Origin of the sequence: Pedobacter ginsengisoli (assembly GCF_030244015.1) — a bacterium.
GTDB lineage: Bacteria > Bacteroidota > Bacteroidia > Sphingobacteriales > Sphingobacteriaceae > Pedobacter > Pedobacter ginsengisoli.
The window spans coordinates 313,757-336,984 of sequence record NZ_JASSYX010000002.1; the positions used below are offsets into that span (position 1 = coordinate 313,757).

General features: G+C 44.0%; 17 protein-coding genes. 15 read left to right on the forward strand and 2 right to left on the reverse strand.

All coding sequences use genetic code 11. The features are described 5' to 3' along the window. Positions 1–156: 156 nt before the first annotated feature. The 11 genes from QEP08_RS08510 (at position 157) to QEP08_RS08560 (ending at position 13,606) form a co-directional block, all read left to right on the forward strand. A complete protein-coding gene (locus QEP08_RS08510) occupies positions 157–2,250 on the forward strand; it encodes a HEPN domain-containing protein (protein ID WP_285057300.1) in 2,094 nt (697 codons plus the stop codon). Continuing rightward, the gene (gene cobA, locus QEP08_RS08515) at positions 2,247–3,035 is read left to right on the forward strand and encodes a uroporphyrinogen-III C-methyltransferase (protein ID WP_285057301.1); all 789 of its coding nucleotides are present in this window, start codon (positions 2,247–2,249) and stop codon (positions 3,033–3,035) included. Before QEP08_RS08510 ends, cobA begins: the two co-directional genes overlap by 4 nt. A 5-nt stretch (positions 3,036–3,040) precedes the next feature. After that, positions 3,041–4,537, forward strand: a complete 1,497-nt coding sequence (locus QEP08_RS08520; RefSeq protein WP_285057302.1) for a TSUP family transporter — start codon at positions 3,041–3,043, stop codon at positions 4,535–4,537. A 2-nt stretch (positions 4,538–4,539) separates the two neighbouring features. Next, on the forward strand, positions 4,540–5,244 hold the full coding sequence (locus QEP08_RS08525; RefSeq protein ID WP_285057303.1) for a phosphoadenylyl-sulfate reductase: 705 nt from the start codon (positions 4,540–4,542) through the stop codon (positions 5,242–5,244). Positions 5,245–5,258: 14 nt separating this feature from the next. After that, positions 5,259–6,164, forward strand: a complete 906-nt coding sequence (gene cysD / locus QEP08_RS08530) for a sulfate adenylyltransferase subunit CysD (protein ID WP_285057304.1) — start codon at positions 5,259–5,261, stop codon at positions 6,162–6,164. Beyond that, positions 6,164–7,411, forward strand: a complete 1,248-nt coding sequence (locus QEP08_RS08535; protein ID WP_285057305.1) for a sulfate adenylyltransferase subunit 1 — start codon at positions 6,164–6,166, stop codon at positions 7,409–7,411. The genes cysD and QEP08_RS08535 overlap by 1 nt, the downstream gene beginning before the upstream one ends. 256 nt (positions 7,412–7,667) lie before the next feature. Then, complete coding sequence (locus QEP08_RS08540; RefSeq protein WP_285057306.1) at positions 7,668–8,537, forward strand: carboxypeptidase-like regulatory domain-containing protein; 870 nt, start codon at positions 7,668–7,670, stop codon at positions 8,535–8,537. 2 nt (positions 8,538–8,539) lie between these two features. Next, positions 8,540–9,211 (forward strand): hypothetical protein, encoded by a 672-nt coding sequence (locus tag QEP08_RS08545; RefSeq protein ID WP_285057307.1) that lies wholly within the window; start codon positions 8,540–8,542, stop codon positions 9,209–9,211. Between the two features lie 108 nt (positions 9,212–9,319). Then, on the forward strand, positions 9,320–10,813 hold the full coding sequence (locus QEP08_RS08550) for a glycoside hydrolase family 43 protein (RefSeq protein ID WP_285057308.1): 1,494 nt from the start codon (positions 9,320–9,322) through the stop codon (positions 10,811–10,813). A gap of 103 nt (positions 10,814–10,916) precedes the next feature. Next, positions 10,917–12,323 carry a glycogen synthase gene (locus QEP08_RS08555; RefSeq protein WP_285057309.1) on the forward strand — a complete coding sequence of 469 codons (1,407 nt, stop codon included), beginning with the start codon at positions 10,917–10,919 and terminating at the stop codon, positions 12,321–12,323. Between the two features lie 11 nt (positions 12,324–12,334). Further along, positions 12,335–13,606, forward strand: coding sequence for a glucose-1-phosphate adenylyltransferase (locus QEP08_RS08560; RefSeq protein ID WP_285057310.1), 1,272 nt, complete (start codon positions 12,335–12,337; stop codon positions 13,604–13,606). On the opposite strand, the gene QEP08_RS08565 is transcribed toward QEP08_RS08560, so the two are convergent. Then, positions 13,607–14,965, reverse strand: coding sequence for a sensor histidine kinase (locus QEP08_RS08565; protein WP_285057311.1), 1,359 nt, complete (start codon positions 14,963–14,965; stop codon positions 13,607–13,609). Continuing rightward, the gene (locus QEP08_RS08570; protein WP_285057312.1) at positions 14,965–16,335 is read right to left on the reverse strand and encodes a sigma-54-dependent transcriptional regulator; all 1,371 of its coding nucleotides are present in this window, start codon (positions 16,333–16,335) and stop codon (positions 14,965–14,967) included. Before QEP08_RS08570 ends, QEP08_RS08565 begins: the two co-directional genes overlap by 1 nt. Before the next feature lie 182 nt (positions 16,336–16,517). On the opposite strand from QEP08_RS08570, the gene QEP08_RS08575 reads away from it, so the two are divergent. From QEP08_RS08575 to QEP08_RS08590, 4 genes are read left to right on the forward strand one after another with little or no spacing between them, the layout of a single operon-like run. After that, positions 16,518–17,762 (forward strand): efflux RND transporter periplasmic adaptor subunit, encoded by a 1,245-nt coding sequence (locus tag QEP08_RS08575; RefSeq protein ID WP_285057313.1) that lies wholly within the window; start codon positions 16,518–16,520, stop codon positions 17,760–17,762. A gap of 10 nt (positions 17,763–17,772) precedes the next feature. Next, complete coding sequence (locus QEP08_RS08580) at positions 17,773–18,471, forward strand: ABC transporter ATP-binding protein (RefSeq protein ID WP_285057314.1); 699 nt, start codon at positions 17,773–17,775, stop codon at positions 18,469–18,471. 21 nt (positions 18,472–18,492) lie between these two features. Beyond that, complete coding sequence (locus tag QEP08_RS08585) at positions 18,493–20,844, forward strand: ABC transporter permease (RefSeq protein ID WP_285057315.1); 2,352 nt, start codon at positions 18,493–18,495, stop codon at positions 20,842–20,844. An 11-nt stretch (positions 20,845–20,855) separates the two neighbouring features. Beyond that, positions 20,856–23,228 (forward strand): ABC transporter permease, encoded by a 2,373-nt coding sequence (locus QEP08_RS08590; protein WP_285057316.1) that lies wholly within the window; start codon positions 20,856–20,858, stop codon positions 23,226–23,228.

Sequence of the window (23,228 nt, forward strand, 5' to 3'; positions counted from 1 at the left end):
CTTTATATATTTGCTTTATGAACAAAACAATCAACAGGCTGAACTATCCGAATGTGCATTGCATGTACTGGTAATCCTGCAGGCTGTTGAAATTTAATATTTAAAGCTTCTCCGGTCCAAAAGACGGAGAGGCTTTTTTTAAAATAACCAATTGACATGCAAAGCTTTAGAACAGAGTTAGAGAATCCTATTGTCGAAAAAGACATCATAGATCTGGAAAAAAAGATCAGGGAATTTCGCGAAGGTAAGATCCATGATGAGAAATTCAGAAGTCTGCGCCTTGCGCGCGGAATCTATGGCCAAAGACAGCCGGGAGTTCAGATGATCCGCATCAAGCTGCCTTTTGGTAAGGTAACTTTCAAACAGATCCTGCGCATTTCAGACGTCTCTGATAAATATGCCAGCAGGAACCTGCACCTGACCACTCGTCAGGACATCCAGATCCACTATGTAAGTCTGGACAGGACTCCTGAACTCTGGGAAGAACTGGAGCAGGACGATGTGACCATTCGCGAAGCTTGCGGAAATACGGTCAGGAACGTAACTTCTTCGCCTGACGCAGGGATCAATCCAAATGAACCTTTTGACGTATCTCCTTATGCGCATGCTTTTTTTAGTTATTTCCTAAGAAACCCGATCTGCCAGGAAATGGGAAGGAAGATTAAATTCTCTTTCTCTTCTGATGAGAGCGATTCAGCTTTCAGCTATATACATGATCTTGGATTTATTCCAAAGATCAATGACAAAGGTGAACGCGGTTTTAAGGTAATGCTGGGCGGTGGCCTTGGTGCACAGCCTTTTTTAGCTAACCTGGTTCATGAGTTTTTGCATGAAGACCAGATCATTCCGTATGCTGAGGCGATGCTAAGGGTATTTGACCGTTATGGCGAGAGAACAAACCGTAATAAAGCACGTCTGAAATACCTGATTCAGAAACTCGGACTGGATGAAGTGCTGAGGCTGATCGAAGAGGAGCGTATCGCCAATAAAGTGAAATCTTTTAAAATAGACCGTGACACTGTGGCACAACCATCGGTTCCTGAGGCTATCGAATATCCCGTACTGGATGATGTGATCAGCAGCCTGGATTATCAAGTGTGGAGGGCCACCAATGTGGTTCCGCAGAAACAGGAAGGCTTTTTTGCAGTATACATTAAAGTAACCAAGGGCGATATCCCTACAGAAGAGGCGCGTAAACTGGTGGCGGCGATCAGCCCGTATGTAGCTAACGAGATCAGGATCACCCAAAACCAGGGTCTGATGCTGAAGTTTGCCCGAGAAGCTGGTCTGCCGGGTTTATTTGTCGCATTGAAAGAGCTGGGTTTTGCTAAAGCAGGTTTTGACAGCGTGGCCGATGTGACCACCTGCCCGGGTACGGATACCTGTAACCTTGGGATATCAAATTCGATGTCACTTTCTGTGGCATTGGAGGAAGTGATCTATGATGAATATCCGGAACTGATCTATGATAAGGACATTAAAATAAAAATAAGCGGCTGTATGAATTCATGCGGACAGCATGGTCTGGCACAGATCGGTTTTCACGGAAGCTCTGTAAAGGCCAATGGCAAGGTGGTACCTGCGGTGCAGGTGATGCTGGGCGGTGGTACTGTTGGCGATGGTGAGGGGCGGGTAGCAGAAAGGGTGATCAAAGCGCCGTCTAAACGTGCGACTGACGTGCTGAGAATCCTGCTGGATGATTTTGCCGCAAATTCCCCGGATACAGAAAACTTCAATCAGTATTACGACAGACAGACCAAAGATTATTTCTACCAGTTACTTAAACCACTGGCTGACCTGACCAATCTTAAAGATGAGGAGTTTGTAGACTGGGGCCATGAGGAAACTTTTGTTACTGCTATCGGTGTCGGAGAATGCGCGGGTGTGGTCATTGATCTTGTAGCAACCTTATTGCTAGAGTCGGAAGAAAAACTGAGCTGGGCAAGGGCGTCTTATGAAGCAGGTGCGTGGTCGGATGCGATTTACCATACCTATGCAGTCTACGTAAGTGCTGCTAAGGCTTTGCTTCTGGATAAAGGAGTGAACAGCAGTACTCAAATCGGTATCATCCGTGAGTTTGACAATCACTACGTACAAACAGGAGAGGTACACCTGGACAGTTCATTTAGTGACCTGGTACTGGAGATCAACAAACATGAGCCTTCTGAAGAATTTGCTACAGCATACCTCGCATCTTTGGAAGAGTTTTACAATGGTATAAAAGCTGCGAGAGCAGAAAAAGTGTCATGATTGATAAAAAAATAAGCAGGAAGGAACCAAGGATTACGCTGGTAGGCGCTGGTCCGGGCGATCCTGAACTGATCACCATGAAAGGTGCGAATGCATTGAAAAATGCGGATGTGATCTTATATGATGCTCTGGTGAATGAGGGTGTGCTGGATTATGCGGGGCCAAATGCCATAAAAGTATATGTCGGAAAAAGGTCCGGCGAACATTCTTATGGTCAGGACGCGATAAACAAGCTGATGATAGACTACGCGCTCAACTACGGGCATGTGGTGCGCCTGAAGGGCGGTGATCCGTTTGTATTCGGAAGGGGATATGAGGAGCTGGATTTTGCCGCCGGATATAGCATCCCTGCAACTGTGATACCCGGTTTGTCGAGTTCTATTTCCGTACCGGGATTGCAGCAGATCCCTGTAACACACAGAGGTTTAAGCGAAAGTTTTTGGGTAGTGACAGGTACTACTGCTTCTGGCAAGATCTCCAATGATCTGTATGAAGCCGCCCGGTCTAAAGCCACTGTAGTGGTATTGATGGGGCTTGGCAAACTTAGGGAGATCGTAAAGCTGTTTCAAAATGAAGGTAAGGGTCTATTGCCTGTTGCTGCGATACAAAGCGGTTCTACTGAAAACGAGAAGCTGGCCGTAGGGGTAGTGGATACGATAGTGGAAGTGGTTGAGGAAAAGGGTATTGAAGCTCCGGCTTTGCTTGTCTTCGGGCAGGTCGTGTCATTGCATCCCTCTTTTCAGCCAATCAGGGATTTCTACGAAGCACTTAAAGAAGAATTGTAGTTTTTATGGAAGGCAACCAGTTATTTCCTGTCTTCATAAAATTGGATACCATACAAACTGTACTGATTGGTGCCGGACCAATTGGTCTGGAGAAATTATCGGCCTTATTGAACAACAGCCCTGAAGCCAGGGTGACTGTCATAGGATTGGAAATTTTGCCGGAACTTAGGGAACTGGCCAGTGGTTATGAATGTGTTAAGGTAGTTCAAAAAGCATTCGAACCGTCTGATCTGGACGGGGCGGACCTTGTCGTGGCTGCTACCAACAACACCATACTGAACGACGAGATCAGACTGCTGGCAAATGAGCGTAACTTGTTGGCAAACTTTGCTGATAAACCCGATTTATGCAATTTTTATCTGGGTTCTGTGGTAAAAAAAGGCGATCTGAAAATCGCAATTTCTACTAACGGTAAATCTCCGACGATTGCGAAAAGACTGAAGGAAGTTTTAACTGACAGTTTGCCAAACGAATTGAACGACACGCTTCAGCAGATGGAGGCTTTGAGAAATACCCTTAATGGTGATTTTGCTTCCAAGGTGAAGAAACTGAATGAGGTGACGTCACTGCTGGTAGAAGAGGCTGCGGCTGGAAATCCTGTTGCAGCTGTTGAACCGGATAGGAAAAGGCTGAATTTAAAGTGGCTGATCTGGCTGGCAATTGTGTTTTCAGGAGTTATAGTAGTGACTGCTTTTTGGCATAAGGAGCCTGAATTTCAGGCTTATGTAGAGAACCTGAACCCGATCTTCTATTGGTTTTTACTTGGCGGGTTCATTTTCTCTATGATAGATGGGGCCATAGGCATGTCTTATGGTGTCACTTCCACTTCATTCTCGCTGGCAATGGGTGTTCCGCCTGCTTCGGCAAGTATGGGCGTGCATTTATCAGAAATATTGAGCAATGGCATAGCGGGCTGGATGCATTACCGCTTTGGCAATGTAAACTGGAAGCTGTTCAGGTTATTGCTCATTCCGGGTATTGCAGGTGCGGTCACCGGAGCCTATTTATTGTCCTCCCTAGAGCATTACAGCAATTATACCAAACCGGTAGTCTCACTATATACCCTGACACTTGGTTTTGTGATCCTTGCTAAAGCTTACCAGTCTAAAGTAAAAAGAACCGGTAAGAACGGAAAGATCAAGAAGATCTCTTTGCTGGGATTGTTTGGTGGTTTTGTGGATGCTGTAGGCGGCGGGGGCTGGGGTTCTATTGTATTGTCAAGCCTGATTGCAGGGGGGAGAAATGCCAGGTTCTCTCTGGGAACTGTAAAGATCACCCGCTTTTTTGTGGCACTGATGAGCTCACTGACTTTCATCACCATGCTAAATGGTGCACACTGGGAAGCGGTGGCGGGTCTGGTGATCGGCAGTGCGCTGGCATCACCGATAGCTGCGAAGGTCTCCAATAAGATCTCTGCGAAAACCATTATGGTTTCAGTAGGTATTCTCGTAATTTTGGTGAGCCTGCGCAGTATTATAAACTTTATCCTCAAATTAATATAGTCATGAAGGAGAAATTGGAAGAAATAGCAGAAAAAATAAGAGGCCTTGACCCGGTTGATGCGTTAAAACACTTCGCATCACAATATCCGGGACAGATCGTTTTTTCAACAAGTTTTGGCTGGGAGGATCAGGTGATCACACACATGATCTTTGCAAATGATATTCCTATAGAGGTTTTTACACTTGAAACGGGAAGGTTGTTCCCGGAAACTTACTATGTCTGGAACCGGACACTGGAAATTTATAATAAACCGATCAAAGCTTATTTCCCGCAGGCCGAGGCTGTGCAGGCAATGGTCAGCAAGAAAGGCCCAAACAGCTTTTATGAATCGGTAGAAAACAGGAAGGAATGCTGCGGCATCCGCAAGGTAGAGCCACTCAAAAGGGCCTTGAACGGTAATAAATTATGGGTGACGGGTATTCGTTCGGAACAATCACTGAACAGGCATGACATGACGGATCTGGAATGGGATGAGCAAAACCAGATGGTCAAGTTCCATCCGATCTTTTACTGGTCGCTGGATGAAGTGAAGTCCTACATTAAGAAGAACAATATCGTTTACAATACATTACATGACAAGGGTTTTCCAAGCATAGGATGTGCACCTTGTACCAGGGCAGTGAGAGAAGGTGAAGACTTCAGGGCGGGCCGCTGGTGGTGGGAAGACCAGTCGAAAAAGGAATGTGGTTTACATGCCACAACGTAATTGCAAAACAGAAAATGAGTAAGTATAATTTAGATTATTTAGACGAATTAGAGGCCGAGGCGATTCACATTATGCGTGAAGTAGCAGGGCAATTTGAAAAACCGGCCCTGTTGTTTTCAGGAGGTAAAGATTCGATCACTTTGGTAAGGCTTGCCGAAAAGGCATTCCGGCCGGGTAAATTTCCTTTTCCTCTGGTACACATTGATACCGGGCACAATTTTGAGGAGACCATCACTTACAGAGATAAGATGGTGGAGCGCATCGGCGAAAAGCTGATCATAGGCCATGTTCAGGATTCTATTGATCAGGGTAAAGTGGTAGAGCAGACTGGTAAAAACGCCAGCCGGAATGGCCTGCAGACGGTGACTTTACTGGACACCATTGCATTGCATAAGTTTGATGCCTGTATTGGCGGTGCCCGCAGAGATGAGGAGAAAGCACGTGCCAAGGAGCGGATCTTTTCTGTAAGGGATGAATTCGGACAATGGGATCCTAAACGCCAGCGGCCTGAGCTTTGGAACATCTATAACGGCAAGATCCATAAAGGTGAGAACGTGCGGGTATTCCCGATCAGCAACTGGACCGAACTGGATGTCTGGAATTACATCAAGAGGGAAAAGATCGAGCTGCCTTCTATCTATTTTGCGCACAACCGTGATGTGATCACACGCAACGGTCAGCTGATGGCGGCATCTCCGTTTTTAAATATGGACGACGAGGACATTGTAGAGCACAAAAAAGTAAGGTTCCGCACAGTAGGTGATATGAGCTGTACGGCTGCGGTTGAATCGGATGCTGATCAGCTGGATGACATCATTGCTGAGATCAGCGCATCAAAAATTAGTGAACGCGGAGCCCGCATGGACGATAAAGTTTCAGAAGCTGCTATGGAAGACCGCAAAAAAGGAGGATACTTTTAATGAATATACTTAAATTTTTTACTGCCGGAAGTGTTGATGATGGCAAGAGTACGCTGATAGGCCGGTTGTTGTATGATACAGATTCTATTCTGGCCGATCAGCTGGAAGCTTTGCAGTCCAGCAACCGTAAAAATGACGATGGTTCTATTGACCTGGCTATTTTAACGGACGGTCTGAGGGCGGAGCGTGAGCAGGGAATTACGATTGATGTGGCTTACAAGTATTTTCAGACTGATAAACGCAAATTTATCATTGCTGATACCCCGGGACATATCCAGTATACCCGTAATATGGTGACTGGTGCTTCTACGGCAAAGCTGGCTATCATTTTGATCGATGCCCGTAATGGTGTGGTGGAGCAGACCATCAGGCATTCTTACCTGGTTTCGTTACTGGGTATTGAGCATGTGGTGGTATGCTTGAATAAAATGGACATGGTAGGATACAGTGAAACAGTCTTCAATGCGATTACAGACAGATACAAGACACTTGCTGCCGATCTGAACCTGAAGGATGTAACTTTTATTCCGGTGAGTGCGCTTAAAGGCGATAATGTGGTCAATGAATCTGAGTACATGCCGTGGTACAAAGGGCGCAGCTTGCTGCACTTCCTGGAGACTGTTGATGTGGCAGAGGAAGATTATGGCCTGGCACGTATGCCGGTCCAGTGGGTAGTCAGGCCGCAAACGGAAGCATTACACGACTACAGGGGGTATGCCGGCCGGATACTGAGCGGTTCATTTAATGTCAATGACCGTGTAACTGTATTGCCTTCCGGCAGCAGTTCTGTGATCGAGCGCATTGAGATCTTTGACCAGGAGCCTGCACAGGCTCATGCCGGCCAGTCGGTAACACTTCACCTGAAAGATGATATTGACATCAGCAGGGGTGATGTACTGGTAAATTCTGACCATCTGCCGAAACGCGCCCAGCTGATCGAAGCTGATATCTGCTGGATGGATGCCCGTCCCATGGACGACAGCATTACTTACCTGCTGCAGCACAACAGCAAGCTGACCAAATGTAAGATAAGAGAGATCATCCATAAGGTGGATATCAATACTCTGGAGAAACAGGACGCCCATGAGTTTAAACTCAACGACATCGGCCGCGTGGTCATTAAAACTGCTGATGAGCTGGCGTTTGACGTTTATTCTGAAAATAAAGCCAATGGTGCGGCGATATTGATCGACAGCCGGACCAATTTGACTGCAGCTGCGCTGATGTTCAGGGCGGTAGCGGATTAGGTTATTATTTCTGCATTGCGCATAGGAAAAAACGAATATACTATTCGCAGGCTGGACCTTGTCCTGAAGAAGGACAAATCCTATGCCTGCTTTTAGTAGATTCGTTTTTTTTGTTGGGCGGCTAATTTGGAAGGCGTTATGGTGGTAGTTATTTGCTGCTGCCCGCCTTTTTAGCGATTTAAGGGGTTTTATGAATATAGGGAGCGTGGTGTAAATATATTTCTTAAATTAGTGTTATCTAATCCTCATTGACCGTATGAAAGCTCTCATCTTACTCATACTTTCTTTTACTAATGCGTATGCTCAAAAGACGATAAAGGGCACAGTCATAAATGAAAGAACAAAGGAGGCTGTACCATTTGCCACAGTAACGTTCCTTAATGCGAAAAATGGTGCCAATGCTGATGTCAATGGGGTTTTCACACTCAAAAGAACTGATAACGGCGCCATAGATACTTTACTATTTGCGGCCATAGGTTATACCCCCTTAAAACTGACTGTAGGTGAGGTGATCAGGTCACCAGAGGTTTTCCTGCAAGAAGACGTAAAAACGCTGAAGGAAGTAAACATCAGCGACAAACGCAAAGAACTGACCATCGGGAGTTACAATATCGGCAATCATCTGTATTTCAGAAATAATGGCGGGCAACTTGCAAAAAGATTTGAAATGCCGGCCACGCACCAATATTTGAAAGAAATCTGGATCAACAGGAATCTGACTTATTTTCCTTTTCGAACCGAAACAAGGTTCAGAATTAAAATTTACAAGGAAAATCCTAAGACCAAAGGTCCCGGAGAAAGTATCTGCCTGGATACCATTGAGGTTCACGATTTGAACAACAGGGAGATCAAAGTCGATGTTACAAAGCACAATATTTCCATTACCAGCAATCCATTTTTTATAGGGGTTGAAACGATCCCGATTCCATATAATGAACGGTATTATATCTTTAGAGCCGGTAATGGTGGTGCGCGTGAATCTACTGCATATTACGAAATATTTTATCAGCCATTTGTCAGCATTGGACGTCCAAAGGATAACGAAGGCTGGTCATTACCACTTACTCCCGGTTCAAAATGGATAAAACTCGATATTGTTCCAGCGATAAAAATTGTAGTCAATTAATTATGAGATACCTGCTATTTATCAGTACCCTGTTTAGCGTGTTTGCTACGGTAGCCCAGGAAAACTTGGTTCTCAACGGTATCCATAAGGACAGCGTCCGTTTTTATATCGGCTTTCAAAAAGTAAATGAACAGTTTAATTATTTACAGGCCGCGCAGAAATTCAGCACTGAAAAGGCTGGAAGCACACTGCAGCAAGTAGAGCTGGGCAGATTGATTATACCAGTTAACGGCGGCGAAGCCAGGATAAGTGAACCGACTAATACAACCTTCCTTTTACATATTTACGATTTGGATAGCTTGACCGGCGCTCCCGGCAACTCCTTAATGAAGGAACCGCTAGAGGTTAAAAACCGTGCGGATCAAATTGTTAAGATCGATCTTAGAAAATACAAAATCAGGATTCCAGGTAAAACGTTTTTCGTCAGCATCGAGTGGATAACAAACTCAAGAAACCAGAGATTTATGAATTTGTCCGGAAATATTGAACTTGTACCAGGAAAGCGTTTCAGGAAAACAGCCTTTATTTACCAGCCTTTTATTGGCATGGTAAAGAACAACAAGACGGTATCCGATGCATGGGTCATGACACCCGAACGGCAATGGAAGTTGTACACGCACAACATGCCCTATATGACTGACCTGGCCATATCTGCTCAAGTTTCCGGACAGTAGCCAAGACATTATATCTTCAGAATCCAGCGTTGCATTCGCGAAGTCAATATCTTTCTAATTTCAGGGTTTTTATTAAATTCACGGATATTTAAAAACCAAAAAAGATCAATGAAATACTTAAAATTACCGGTCCTCTTCTTCTTTATTTTATTATATGGCAACGCATACTCGCAACAGCTTGTTTTGCCTGGCGATCATCCGGATCCTTCTGTGGTTAAGATAGGCGAGAATTATTGGGCAGCCGCTACGACATCCAACTGGATGCCTGCATTCCCGGTTTACCAATCTAAAGACCTGAAAAACTGGACAAAAAAAAGCGTAGTGTTTAAAGAAATGCCAACCTGGGCCGATTTTTATATGTGGGCTCCGGAGATTACTTACGATAAGGGGAAGGTTTACATGTATTATACAGCACATAAGAGGGGTGGTAATCTGTGTATAGGAGTGGCTGTGGCCGACAAACCCGACGGTGTTTATACAGACCTGGGGCCTCTGATGTGTCAGCCTGCAGGTTCAATTGATGCTTTTCCTATGCGTGACAAGGATGGCAAGCTTTATATGATCTGGAAAGAAGACGGCAACAGCATTAAGCAGCCGACGCCGATCTGGGCAATGGAAATGAAGGAAGACCGTACAGCTTTGATCGGCGAGAAGAAAGAGTTGTTCAGGGGCGATCAGGCCTGGGAAAATGGCTTGGTAGAAGGTGTTTCGATGATCAGGAACGGTGAATATTTTTACGCCATTTATGCAGCGGCCGCTTGCTGCGGAATCAAATGTAATTATGGCGCAGGAGTAGCGAGGAGCAAGAGCCTTCTTGGACCATGGGAAAAATATGAAAAGAATCCCGTGCTGGCCAGTACCGACAACTGGACCTGTCCCGGACATGGTACGGCTGTTCAGAAAGACGGGAAAAATTACTTTTTGTACCATGGATATAGTACCCAGGAAAGCGTATATGCCGGAAGACAGGGACTGCTCATCGAGTTTGAGTTTACCCCTGACGGCTGGATCAGTTTTAAACAGGACAGCGGTAAATCAGCTGCAAAGAGAATTACAAAATCAGATGCGTTCTCTGGAAAAGATTTGAGCCTGGACTGGCAGTGGAGTATTTTTAAAGATTTTAAAAGGCAGCAGTCAGGAAAATCACTTCAAATCTCCGCACTGCCTGATGCATCAGGAGCTTACATCGGACAACCTGTTTATCATGCAGCTTATACTGCCGAGACGGTGATCAGCGAAGCCACGGCTGAGGCGGGTATTGCCATCATTGGTGATGATAAAAACATTATTTTTGCATCGGTCAAAGAAGGGAATGTGCTGTTAAAACAGGTGAAAAATGGCAATACTACTGTCCTCAAGACACTTCCGTTGCCATCCGCCTCATCTGCAAAAGTATTTCCTTTGAAGCTGAGACTGAAAGCTCAGCAAAACCATTATTTTACGTTTTCATATGCCCTTGGTAATGGTGCATTTAACGATATAAACACCGATCTTGCAGACGGTGGTTTCCTGCCACCCTGGGACAGGGCGCTTAGGGTAGGGCTTACCGTGCTGGGAACAAGGGATCAATCTGCTGTATTTAAAAGTTTTAGTCTTAAGTAATTCAAACTGCTTTAAAAAAAGGAATGCAAATATTTATTTACTTTAAATATTTGCATTCCTTATTCTAATCCTTAATTTAAGATACTTTTTAAATTCTTAAATTATGGAGATTATACACCTTAGCGCAGAATGTTATCCTATTGCTAAAGTAGGTGGTTTAGGTGACGTTGTAGGTGCATTGCCAAAATATCAAAATAAGCTGGGCCACGTCGCAAAAGTTGTCATGCCGGCTTATCAGACCAAGTTTCTCCGTGAAAATGAATTTGAAGTAGTTTATGACGGCTGGGGCAAACTGGGTTTTCAGAATTTCCCGGTCAGGATTTTCAGGGAAAAGACCAATAAACTTGGTTTTGATGTTTTCCTGGTGCACATCGCCGGGTTGATGGACAGGGAGAACGTATATGGTTATGGTGATGATACAGAACGTTTCCTGGCCTTTCAGATCGCAGTGCTGGACTGGATGGCACAATGGGAGCACAAGCCTGACGTGATCCATTGCCACGATCACCATACCGGCCTGGTTCCTTTTATGACGGCTTATTGCAGCCAGTTTAGAAAGCTGAGCAGTGTGCCCACCGTGCTGACCATTCACAACGGGCAGTACCAGGGACAGTTCGGTTGGGACAAACTACATTATATACCTCCATTTGACCTCTGGAAGGCCGGTCAGCTGGAATGGCAGGGTGCTATAAATCCATTGGCTGCTGCGATTAAATGTGCCTGGAGGGTAACCACCGTATCTCCAAGTTACCTGGAGGAGATCCGCTACAATGCAAATGGTCTGGAAAGTCTGTTGTCACAGGAAAGAGGTAAGTCCGTGGGGATATTAAACGGGATAGACAACGAAGTATGGGATCCGTCAACGGACACAATGTTGTATAAGCCGTACGGTATTAAAATACTGGAGGCCGGAAAAAAAGCAAACAAAGAAGCATTATGCAATGTTTTTAATCTGGATCCCGAAAAACCATTGTTTACTTTTATCGGAAGACTGGTAGGAGAGAAAGGTGCAGATCTGCTGCCGGATATATTCTATAGCGCTTTGCTGCAAAGCAATGGTGAAATGAATGTACTGGTGCTGGGCTCCGGAGATCCGCAGGTAGAAGGGCGGTTAAATCATTTAAAGGAAGCCTTCCCGGGAAATTACAATGCTTACATCGGTTATAATGAGCAATTGTCGCATCAAATATATGCAGGCGCAGATTTTCTGCTGATGCCAAGCAGGGTAGAACCCTGCGGGCTGAACCAGATGTATGCATTGAGGTACGGCACCATTCCAATAGTGAGAAGAATCGGTGGTTTGAAAGATACAGTTATAGATATCGGGGACAATGGTTTTGGCATCTGCCATGACCAGACAAGTGTCTGGGATGTTGGGCATGCCATAGACCGTGCTTTGGAGCTCTATGCCGATGCTAAAAAAGTGAAAGAAATTCGTAAGTTTATGATGCAGCTGGATCATTCATGGGACAAGGCTGCTCAGCAATATATAAATCTGTACCAAATATAATATGAAACTAGATGACTGAAAAAGTATTGGGTGTAATTCTTGGCGGGGGCCAGGGCTCTAGGTTAGCTCCACTTACACAAACTCGCTCCAAACCTGCAGTGCCGATTGCAGGAAAATACAGATTGGTTGACATTCCGATCTCTAATTGTTTAAATTCAGGAATACACCGCATGTTTGTGCTGACGCAGTTTAACTCTGCCTCTTTAAACAAACACATTAAAAATACCTATCATTTCAGTACATTCAGTTCGGCTTTCGTGGATATTCTGGCGGCAGAGCAGACGCCTGAGAATCCTACCTGGTTTCAGGGAACAGCGGATGCGGTAAGGCAAACGATGCACCACCTGCTGAACCATGAGTTTGAATATGTGCTGATCCTCTCCGGAGATCAGCTGTACCAGATGGATTTTAATGAGATGGTAGAAGCACACATTAAAAGCGGCGTTAAGGTTACGCTGGCTACCATCCCCGTAAATGCGAAGGACGCGCCGAGCTTTGGGATCTTAAAAGCCAATGAAGAAAATATCATCACTTCATTTATAGAAAAACCTAAGACCGAACTGCTAAAAGACTGGACTTCTGATACAGGGCCTGAAATGCAGGGGGAAGGACGTGATTTTCTGGCTTCAATGGGGATTTATATTTTTAACAAAGACCTTTTGGTAAAGATCTTTTCTGAGAATGCCGACGAGAAGGATTTTGGTAAAGAGATCATCCCGAGGATGCTTACCGAACATGATGTGCTCAGTTTTCAGTACGAAGGTTACTGGACGGATATAGGTAATATAGCTTCATTCTTTGAAGCCAACCTTGGACTTACTGACGATATTCCCAAATTCAACCTGTTTGACCATCACCACAATATATTTACCAGGGCGCGTATGCTTCCGCCTTCAAAAATATTGGGTACCACGCTGGATAAAACCATCATCGCAGAGGGATGTATCTTGCAGGCCGAAAGTATCAGGCATGCTGTTATTGGCATCCGTTCACGAATTGGTGTCGGCACGCATATTGAAAGCTGCTATGTGATGGGTAGCGATAAATACCAGACGCTGGAAGAAATTGCCGAAGATAAAGCCAAAGGCAAACCAATGATCGGTATTGGTGACAGATGCAAGATCGTAAATGCCATCATTGACAAGAACAGCCGCATCGGAGATGATGTGAAGATCATTGGCGGAGACCATCTTGCAGATGGTGAATTTGAGCTGTATACAGTTAAAGACGGGATAGTGGTCGTCAAAAAAGGCGCCGTTATACCCGATGGCACAGAAATATAATTACTGATATCTAAACACCAGGGAAAAAGTAGTATGCTCAAAAGGAACTGAGTTTACTTCCAGATTTCCCTGGTGCATTTTCATAATGTTGCGGGTAATGGTGAGGCCGATGCCCGAACCATTTTTCCTGGTGGTAAAAAAGGGAACAAATATCTTTTCAAGCAGTTCTGCCTCGATCCCCTTGCCGTTGTCCCTAACTTCCAGATACAATTTATTCTGGTCTAACTTGTAGCTGATCTCAATTACCGGGTGTGCTATGCCTTCTAATGAATAAATGCTGTTGGTTACCAGGTTAATCAATGCCTGTTCCACAAGCTTCAGGTCTATACGGATGCTGATCTTTGATGAGGTCTGCTCTACCTTCAATATAATATTTCTTCCGCTGGCAAATGGTTGCATGAGTACTTTGATGTGCTGAAGGATTTCGCCGATTGTGTGGTACTCAAGCACGGGTGTCGGGAGTTCGGCGATGAGGCGATAGTCTTTAACAAAATCCAGCAAACCTTCTGATCTCCTTTTGATGGTTTGTAAGGCAGGTTTAAGGTCCTGGAGATCCTCGCTGCTCAGAAATTCCTTTTCCGAAATCATGCCGTTTACCGTATCAGACAAAGAACTGATTGGGGTAATGGAATTTAAAATCTCATGTGAGATCACCCCGATCAGCCTGTTCCAGGCTTCAGATTCTTTCTGTTCGATCTCATCTTTAATGTTCTGAAAAGAAATGATGGTATAGTCTGTCTGATAAAGGTTCAGGGGGATGATCTCCGCAGACAGCTGGACCAGTTTATCCTGTATCTTAAGTTCTACGAATTTCTTTCCTCCCTTTCCTATCGATTCAATTTCTTCTGCAAACTGCGGGATGTGCTGTACCAGCCGGTGCCAGTATTTATAGGCGGGTATGCTGAGCAGGCTGGCTGCTGCCTGGTTAAAGAAGACGATCTCAGCTTGTCTTGTATTTTCCCTGTCGTCTTTTACAACAATCACGCCCACGGGTACCTGTTCCAGGATGGTCTTGATCAGCTGGAACATCGAGTCTTTTTCCAGTTGAATGTCCTTATGGATCTGTATGATTTCGTTGAAAGAGTCATACAGTTCCGGAAAGCTGCCTTTAGTGGCCTTGTTTTTGAAATTTAAGGTGCCATCACGTGTTTTTACAGCCAGGATAAATCTTTTAATGTCCTCTTTGATCTGGTTAATGTAATGATATAAACTGATCAGCGTCCCCACAAGAAAAATGCCTAGTCCTATAATGGTAAACCACAGTTGCGTGTTCCTGATCAGGTATATGAGCAGAAATGCCAGTACATTGATCACCAGCATCCGGGTAAACAGGCGGAATGTAAACCTCTGATAAAACATTACAGGTCAAATTTTTCAATACGCCTGTAGAGCGCAGCCCGTGTCAGGCCAAGATCAGAAGCGGCCCTGGAAATATTTCCTTTGTGTTTGTCAATGGCTTTTTGTACCATAAGTTTCTCCATTTCTTCAAGGGGAATGTCAATCTGCACGGGCGAGCTGTTACCAAATTTCTGCGGACTGAGCTGAAGGTCAGCAGGGCTGATCTCATGACCATCGGCCATGATCACTGCCCTTTCAATGACGTGCTGGAGTTCCCTTACGTTTCCAGGCCAATGGTACTTCAGCAATGTATCTTCAGCTTTGGCATCCAGTTTTAAAAGGCCTTTGTGGTATTTTGTCCCAAAACTGCTCAAAAAATGGCCGGCCAGCAAGAGAATGTCTTCGCCCCGTCTGGCAAGACCAGGGAGATCCAGTTCAACTGTGTTTATTCTGAACAGCAAATCTTGCCTGAAAGTTCCTTTTGCGACCATTTCATTCAAAGGCATGTTGGTGGCTGTAATCAGCCGTACATTGATCTTTCTTTCCTTGCTTTCGCCCAGCCGGGTGACCGTGCGGTTTTGCAGGACACTTAATAGCTTGGCCTGGAGCGGCAGGGAAAGATTGCCGATTTCATCCAGAAATATCGTTCCGCCTTCTGCCATTTCAAATCTGCCGGGTTTGTCGTCTTTAGCATCGGTAAATGCACCCCTGGCATAGCCAAACAATTCACTCTCGAACAGGTTTTCATTTAAAGAGCCAAGGTCCACATGCATAAAGATCTGATTTCTGCGGTTGGACAGTCTGTGCAGTTCATAGGCAAATACTTGTTTGCCGGTACCATTTTCGCCAAGAATTAATACATTGGCATCAGTAGGTGCAACTTTAATCAGCGTGTTTTGCAGCTGTCTGATGGGTTCCGAACTGCCCACGATATTCTCAAACTGCCTGTTGATGTCTTTCTGCAAAGAGGAGTGGATCTTCTCCAGTTTCTTTACTTTTTTGTTGGACTGGCGTAACCGTGACGCAGCAGACAATGTGGCAAAGAGTTTCTCATTTTCCCATGGCTTCAATATAAAGTCAGTTGCGCCTTTTTTTATCGCCTGTACGGCCAGTTCAACGTTTCCATATGCTGTCATCAGGATGACTACATAGTCTTTATCGATGGAAAGTATATGTTCCAGCCAGTATAAACCCTCCCGGCCATCGCTGGCCCCTTTTTGATAGTTCATATCCAGCAGGATGATGTCCACTTCATTTTTGCTCAGCAGTACATTGATCTCTTTTGGAGATTTACAGGTCACCACATGGTCAAAGTGCTGTTTCAGAAATAACCTTGCGCTGAGCAGGATATCGTCGTCGTCATCGATCACCAAAACTGTTGCGTCTATCATAGCTATAAAGGTTTATTGATCAAAAATAATAAAAGTGTTCGATGATGTACACGGAGTGTCCGATTGTGAACATATTTGAAACTGAATTTTAATTAAACTTCTGTAATACAACTAGATAAATCTGTATTTCTTGATTGGCATAAGCTTGGTGTACCGATCAGTGTCAAAGCACTTGTTATAAAATGGATAAGATAATAGAAAAAAAGAGGTTCAATAAAAAAACGATCCTAATGCTCACAGGAGGAATATTATTTGTTGCTCTTGTTGCATATGGATACAGTTTGTCATTGAATAAGGTTTATAAAGCTGATGCGGATAAAATTACCGTGAGTAAAGTGATTTATGGCGATTTTGAGGATGTGGTATTGTTAAATGCAAGTGTAGTTCCACTGACTTCTGTAATTGTAAGTTCGCCGGAGGGCGGAACGGTTGCCGAGATATTCACAGAAAATGGTGCCAGTGTAGTCAAAGGGACGCCGCTCCTCAGAATTGCAAATCCCAATGCTTTATCGGGCTATACCTCTTCGGAAACCAGCATTACGGAGCAGATCAACCAGCTGCGAAAGCTGAGACTGGATCTTGAACAAAACCAGCGTGTCATGAGCCAGGACATGATGGAAATTGAAAACAGCCTGAGAACAGCTACACGCAAATACAAAATAGACAGCACTTTATATTCAAAAAAAGTAATTACCCTTCAGGAATTTAACATTTCCAGCCAGGACTATGAATATTACCAGGGACGTAAGAAGATCCTGAAAGAAGCTGTAAAACAGGAAAATCAAAGCCGGGTGATGCAGTTGCAGCAAATAGATTTTTCCATAGGCAGAATGAACGAGAGCCTGGAGACCATCAGGCAGAATATCGAAAACATGACCATCAAAGCCCCGGTAGCCGGCAGACTCTCTTCTTACGATCCGGTAATTGGCAAATCCTATAATACCAATGAAATGCTGGGTAAAATCGATGTGATGCAGGGTTACAAACTGCAGGCGGGTGTGGATGAATATTATGTGAACCGGGTGAAAGAAGGGCAGACGGCCAATTGTGAATTTAATGGCAAAACCTATCAGCTGACGGTTAAAAAAGTAATTCCTGAAGTTACAGCCGGGCAGTTCCAGGTAGAGCTGGTTTTTAACGGCAAGTCGCCTGAGGAATTGAGAAGAGGTTTATCTCTGCAGGTTAAGCTGACCCTTTCAGACAACAGCAAATCGTTGCTGCTTGCACAAGGACAATTCTTTCAGAGCACGGGCGGCTCATGGGCTTTCGTACTGAAAGACGGCAAAGCCACCAAAAGAAATGTAAAAATAGGGCGTAAAAACTACCTTTATTATGAGGTTCTTGAAGGCCTGCAAAAAGGGGAGGAAGTAATCACTTCATCTTACGATCAGTTCACACAATACGATATCATAGAAATAGACAAATAAAAATACAGCCATGATAAAAATTGAAAATCTGGAAAAAGTTTACAAGACTGAAGAAATAGAGACGACTGCCCTGAACGGTATCAACCTTCACGTAAAAGAAGGAGAATTTGTTTCTATAATGGGGCCGTCAGGCTGCGGGAAATCTACACTCCTGAATGTGATGGGTCTTTTGGACAAGCCCGAAAGCGGTAGTTACAAGTTCATTGATACAGAATTACTGAAGCTGAATGACAGGGAGCGTTCCAATTTCAGGAAACGCAATATGGGTTTTGTATTCCAGAACTTTAACCTGATCGATGAACTGACTGTGTTTGAAAACATAGAGCTTCCGCTGATCTACAATAAGGTCCCCGCCACAGAGAGAAAACGCCTGGTCAATGAAATCATCGAAAGGATGAATATCGTAAACCGGAGCGGGCATTTTCCTCAGCAGCTATCAGGGGGGCAGCAGCAAAGGGTGGCAGTGGCGCGTGCGCTGGTGACCAAGCCTAAGCTGGTACTTGCCGATGAGCCGACTGGAAACCTCGACAGCTCCCATGGCAATGAAGTTATGGAGCTGCTGTGCGAGCTGAATGAAACCGGCACAACCATAGTAATGGTGACCCACTCTTCGCATGATGCCAGTTTCTCCAACCGGATCATCAACCTGAAAGATGGACATGTCATCTCTGAAAAGATCAACAAAGGAAGAACTGAAGAGTTGATTTAACACATTTAAAACCGGGCGGCTATGTTTAGACTGAACCTCAAAATCGCTTTGCGGAATCTTTGGAAAAACAAAGGCTATACTGCACTTAACATCTTTGGCCTTTCGGTTGGTCTGGCAGGATTTATTATGATCTTGCTATTTGCAAACAACGAGAAAAGCTATGATACCTGGAATCCGAATGCCAAAAATATTTATCGCCTTTCTATTAAATGGGCACCAGACGAAGAGGAATATTCATCGAGCCCGGCTGAACTTGCCCCGGCGTTAAAGGAAACGCTGCCCGAAATTCTGGATTATGGTCGTTTTTATGTCTGGGATATGAAACAAAGGCTGGTAAGTAAGGGAAAGAACGAGATCTATGTAGACCATATTATGGGGGTTGATAGCTCATGGTTTAAGCTATTTCCCTATAAATTTATTTACGGCGAGGCCAGTAAGGCACTATTATCAGGAAATCAGGTTGTTTTGAGCCAGAAAACCAGTGAGCAGTTTTTTGGCAAAACCAATCCTGTAGGACAGACATTGCAGGTGGATAAGGAGAAACAATACATAGTGAGCGGGGTTTACGAGGAACCAAATACCCCCGAGCATATGGAATTTGATGGTTTTATAAAGAAATCATCTAAAGGAGATGGCTGGAATAACGGAAATTTTTTCACCTATCTTCTGATAAAGGAAGGCATAGATAAACATACCTTAAAGAAAAAGATCAATCAGGCTTTTCAAAGGATGCCTGTTATAAAAGAGAAAACGTGGCTAAAAACTGCAGAGGTTTTTATTACGCCAGTGCCTGATATTTACTTACATGGAACATCGGCACAGGATCCTGCAAAAAGAGGCAATGCAGTAATTGTTAATATGCTGCTTTTGTTTTCCGGCCTTTTACTGGTTATTGCCTGTATCAATTTTACCAACCTGTCTATAGCACAATCGGTAAAGCGGGCAAAAGAAACAGGTGTGCGCAAGGTTTTGGGGGCTGGTAAACGGAATCTGATCACCTATTTTTTAACAGATTCGGCCATACAGTGTATTGTGGCCTTGCTGTTGGCATTTGTACTGGCAGAGGTATTTATGCCTGTGTTAAACAACTTAATGGACCTGCATCTGTCGCTGCTAAATTATGAGAACCCCGGCAAGCTGATCCTCCAGATCTCTGTTGTGATGCTGGCAGTAGTTATACTGGCTGGAGGGTATTCTTCCTTTTTTCTTTCCAATTATGAACCGGTAAAAGTTTTAAAAGGAAATTTTTCAAGAAGCACCGGCAGTTTGTGGATGCGCAAAACGCTGATCTCTGTTCAGTTTATTGTGGCCACAGTGTTTATGGTTTCCCTGATGATCATCAGGCAGCAGGTTACTTATATTCAAAACCAGGATGTAGGCTTTAATAAGGACCATGTGCTGATCTTTAAAATTAGGAATGGGGAAAACAGGGTGAACTTTGATCAGATAAAGCGGCGGCTTGAAAAAATAAACGGAGTAGAAGCCGTAAGCCGGGTAAATTATTATCCTGGTGTGAAGGGAATGCAGGTAATTGGCAGGGAATTTAATGGACAGAGTGTACAAAATCTGAGCGTGGTAACGGTAGACTTCAACTATTTTCAGGTGATGGGCATGCCGGCCCAGACAGGGCGTGTATTTTCTGAGCAATTTGGAACAGACAGCACCGGTATCGTAGTAAATGAATCGGCAGTTAAAAAATATGGCTTGCAGAAACTCATTGGCAGTAAATGGATTGAGGACAGAACGATAGTAGGTGTTGTTAAAGATCATATTCAAAAGGGTATGGAAACTGCAGCCGAGCCCACGGCTTTTGTAATTGAGGGCAGGGGCACCAATGGTGCAGAGAATGTGGTGCTGAAGATAAAGGGGCAGCACCTGCAGGAAACGATAGCAGAAATAAAGAAAACCTGGGAGTCTGTTGAGCCATTTCTTTTTCAGTACACCTGGCTTGATCAAAGTTTTGCCAATGTATATGTACAATATGTGCGGTTAGATAAGCTTTTTAACATTTTTACCTATGTTACATTATCGATAGCCGTTCTTGGTTTATTTTCGCTGGCATCTTTTACCGTCCAGGAACGCACCAGGGAAATTGGGGTCAGAAAAGTGCTGGGAGCAGAAACAGGTGATATCTTACAGTTGGTTAATAAAGGGTTTTTAATACTTGTAATCATAGCAAATCTGATAGCCGTCCCGCTGGCTTATATTTTATCAAGCAACTGGCTTTCAGGGTTTGCTTACCGTACTACCATTACCGTCTGGCCATTTCTTGCAGCTTCAATAATTTCTGTTGCGATCACCATTGTTACAGTAAGCTTGCAGACTTATAAAACTGCCCGGGCCAAACCTGTTGATGCATTAAAATACGAATAAACAAGATAAACATGTTCAGACTGAATTTAAAAATCGCGTTGCGCAGCATTTTCAGAAATAAGGTTTCTTCTTTCATCAATGTTATCGGGCTGGCTATCGGTCTTGCTGCTTGTTTAATGCTGCTGCTGTATGTTTCCTACGAGTGGAATTTTGACCGGCAGGCAAAAAACGCAGCACAGGTTTACAAAATAATGTCAAACCTCAAAGGTGATGACGGAAAAATTTCCATGACACACGATGGAACCGTTCCCGCACTGGCCCCGGCCATTAGGCAGGGTATTCCTGAAATAAAAGCGATCTGCAGATTGAACTATGGCAAAAAGCAGTTAATTTCCAACGGGAACATTAGCTTTAAGAAAGATGCCCGCTTCGCCGAGCAGGACATCTTCAAAATGTACGATTATCAGTTTATTGCAGGTGATCCTGCAACTGCAATGGATGAAGTTCATTCTGTGATTTTGACCGAGAGTACTGCAAAGGTGCTTTTCGGTACTGCAGATGTGTTAAATAAGTCGGTTCGGTACCAGGATAAGACTGATTTGAAAATAACAGGAGTCATCAAAGACCAGCCGGACAATAGTTCCAATAAGTTTGATTATTTGATGCCCTGGTCGTTTTATGAAACAGTAGATAAAAATGCCGCTCAGCTCGTCTGGGACAATTTTAGTTACATTACATTGTGTTTACTTGCGCCCAATTCTGATATAGATGCTGTCAATCAAAAAATAGGGATTATTGCCGGGAAAAACACAAGCGATCTGAAAGATGCGTTTTTCATTTATCCGCTGACTAAAATACATTTATACGGAAAGTTTGAACAAGGTAGAAGCGTAGGTGGTGACATCACACAAATCTGGCTTTTTATGGGACTTGCAATCGGAATTCTTCTGATTGCCTGTATCAATTTCATGAACATGGCCACTGCCAGGTCAGAAAGAAGAGCAAAAGAAGTTGGCATAAAAAAAACAATTGGTGCAAACCGCAGGTCATTAGTTTTTCAGTTTTTAACAGAGTCAATGGTGCTGACATTTGTAGCAGTTGTTCTGGCCATTGCCATACTGGAAATTTCCCTGCCAACATTCAATCATTTGCTGGATATCAAACTTGGCCTGTTTTATTTCGATGCAGCAAACTGGCTGTATTTAATAGGGATTGTTTTTGTGACCAGTTTAATCGCCGGCAGTTATCCGGCATTCTATCTGTCCTCATTTAGCCCGGTTCAAAACCTGAAGGGTAAGATCAGATCTGCTGGCTTTTTATCAGTCAGTTTAAGGCAAGTACTTGTCGTAGGCCAGTTTTGTTTTGCCATCATCCTGATCATTTCCACAATGGTCATCTACTGGCAAATTAAATACATTAAAGATAAACCGGTTGGATTCGATATTGATGCCTTGGTAGAGCTACCGCAGGAAGGAGAATTGAAAACCAAATACGATTTGTTCAAAACTGAATTGTTACGTTCAGGGGCGGTGTCCTCGATGTACCAGTCGTCCGTCAGTCTATCCCACCACAATTCCAATTTTATAGACATCCGCTGGGATGGGATGGCGCAGGCAGAAAACAGAATTGTGTTTAACAAAGTAGCCACAACATACGATTTTGTCAAAACAAATGGCATCAGGCTGATTAAGGGCAGAGATTTCTCTGAGCAATACGCATCAGATTCCACGGCGATCCTGATCAGTGCATCGGCGGCGAAGACAATTGGATACAAAGAACCAGTGGGCAAAACCGTCAGCATTTTTGGTAATAAATGTACGATTATCGGTGTTTTTAACGATTATATCTGGGATTCTCCTTACCAATCAAATAATCCTATGGTGGTATACCTGGATAAAGGGCACACAGGCACCATTACCATGCGGTTAAATAAAGAGCTTGGCTTATCGCAAAATATTGGTGCAATAAATAAAATAGCCAAACAAATTAACCCGGCCTACCCTGTAGAAATTAACTTCTTGAACACCATATATTCAGAGAAATACAAAAGCGAGAAGACTTTAGGTATCTTGTCAAATCTGTTTGGAGGGCTTGCCATCTTCATTTCCTGCCTTGGCTTATTTGGCCTGGTAGCGTACAGTGCCGAACAGCGTACAAAAGAATTTGGTGTGCGCAAGGTGTTGGGTGCCTCCGTTTTTAATCTGATGGGATTACTTTCCCTGTCCTTTGTAAAATTGATATTGGTGGCTATAATTATTGCTGTCCCACTGGCGTACTATGCCATGAACAAATGGCTGCAAAATTTTGAATTCCATGTTTCGATATCCTGGTGGGTTATTGCACTTGCTTCTGCTGGGACGCTCCTCATTGCCCTGCTTACTCTGAGCTTTCAGGCTTACAAGAGCGCAGTATCCAATCCGGTAGATGCTTTAAAATACGAATAA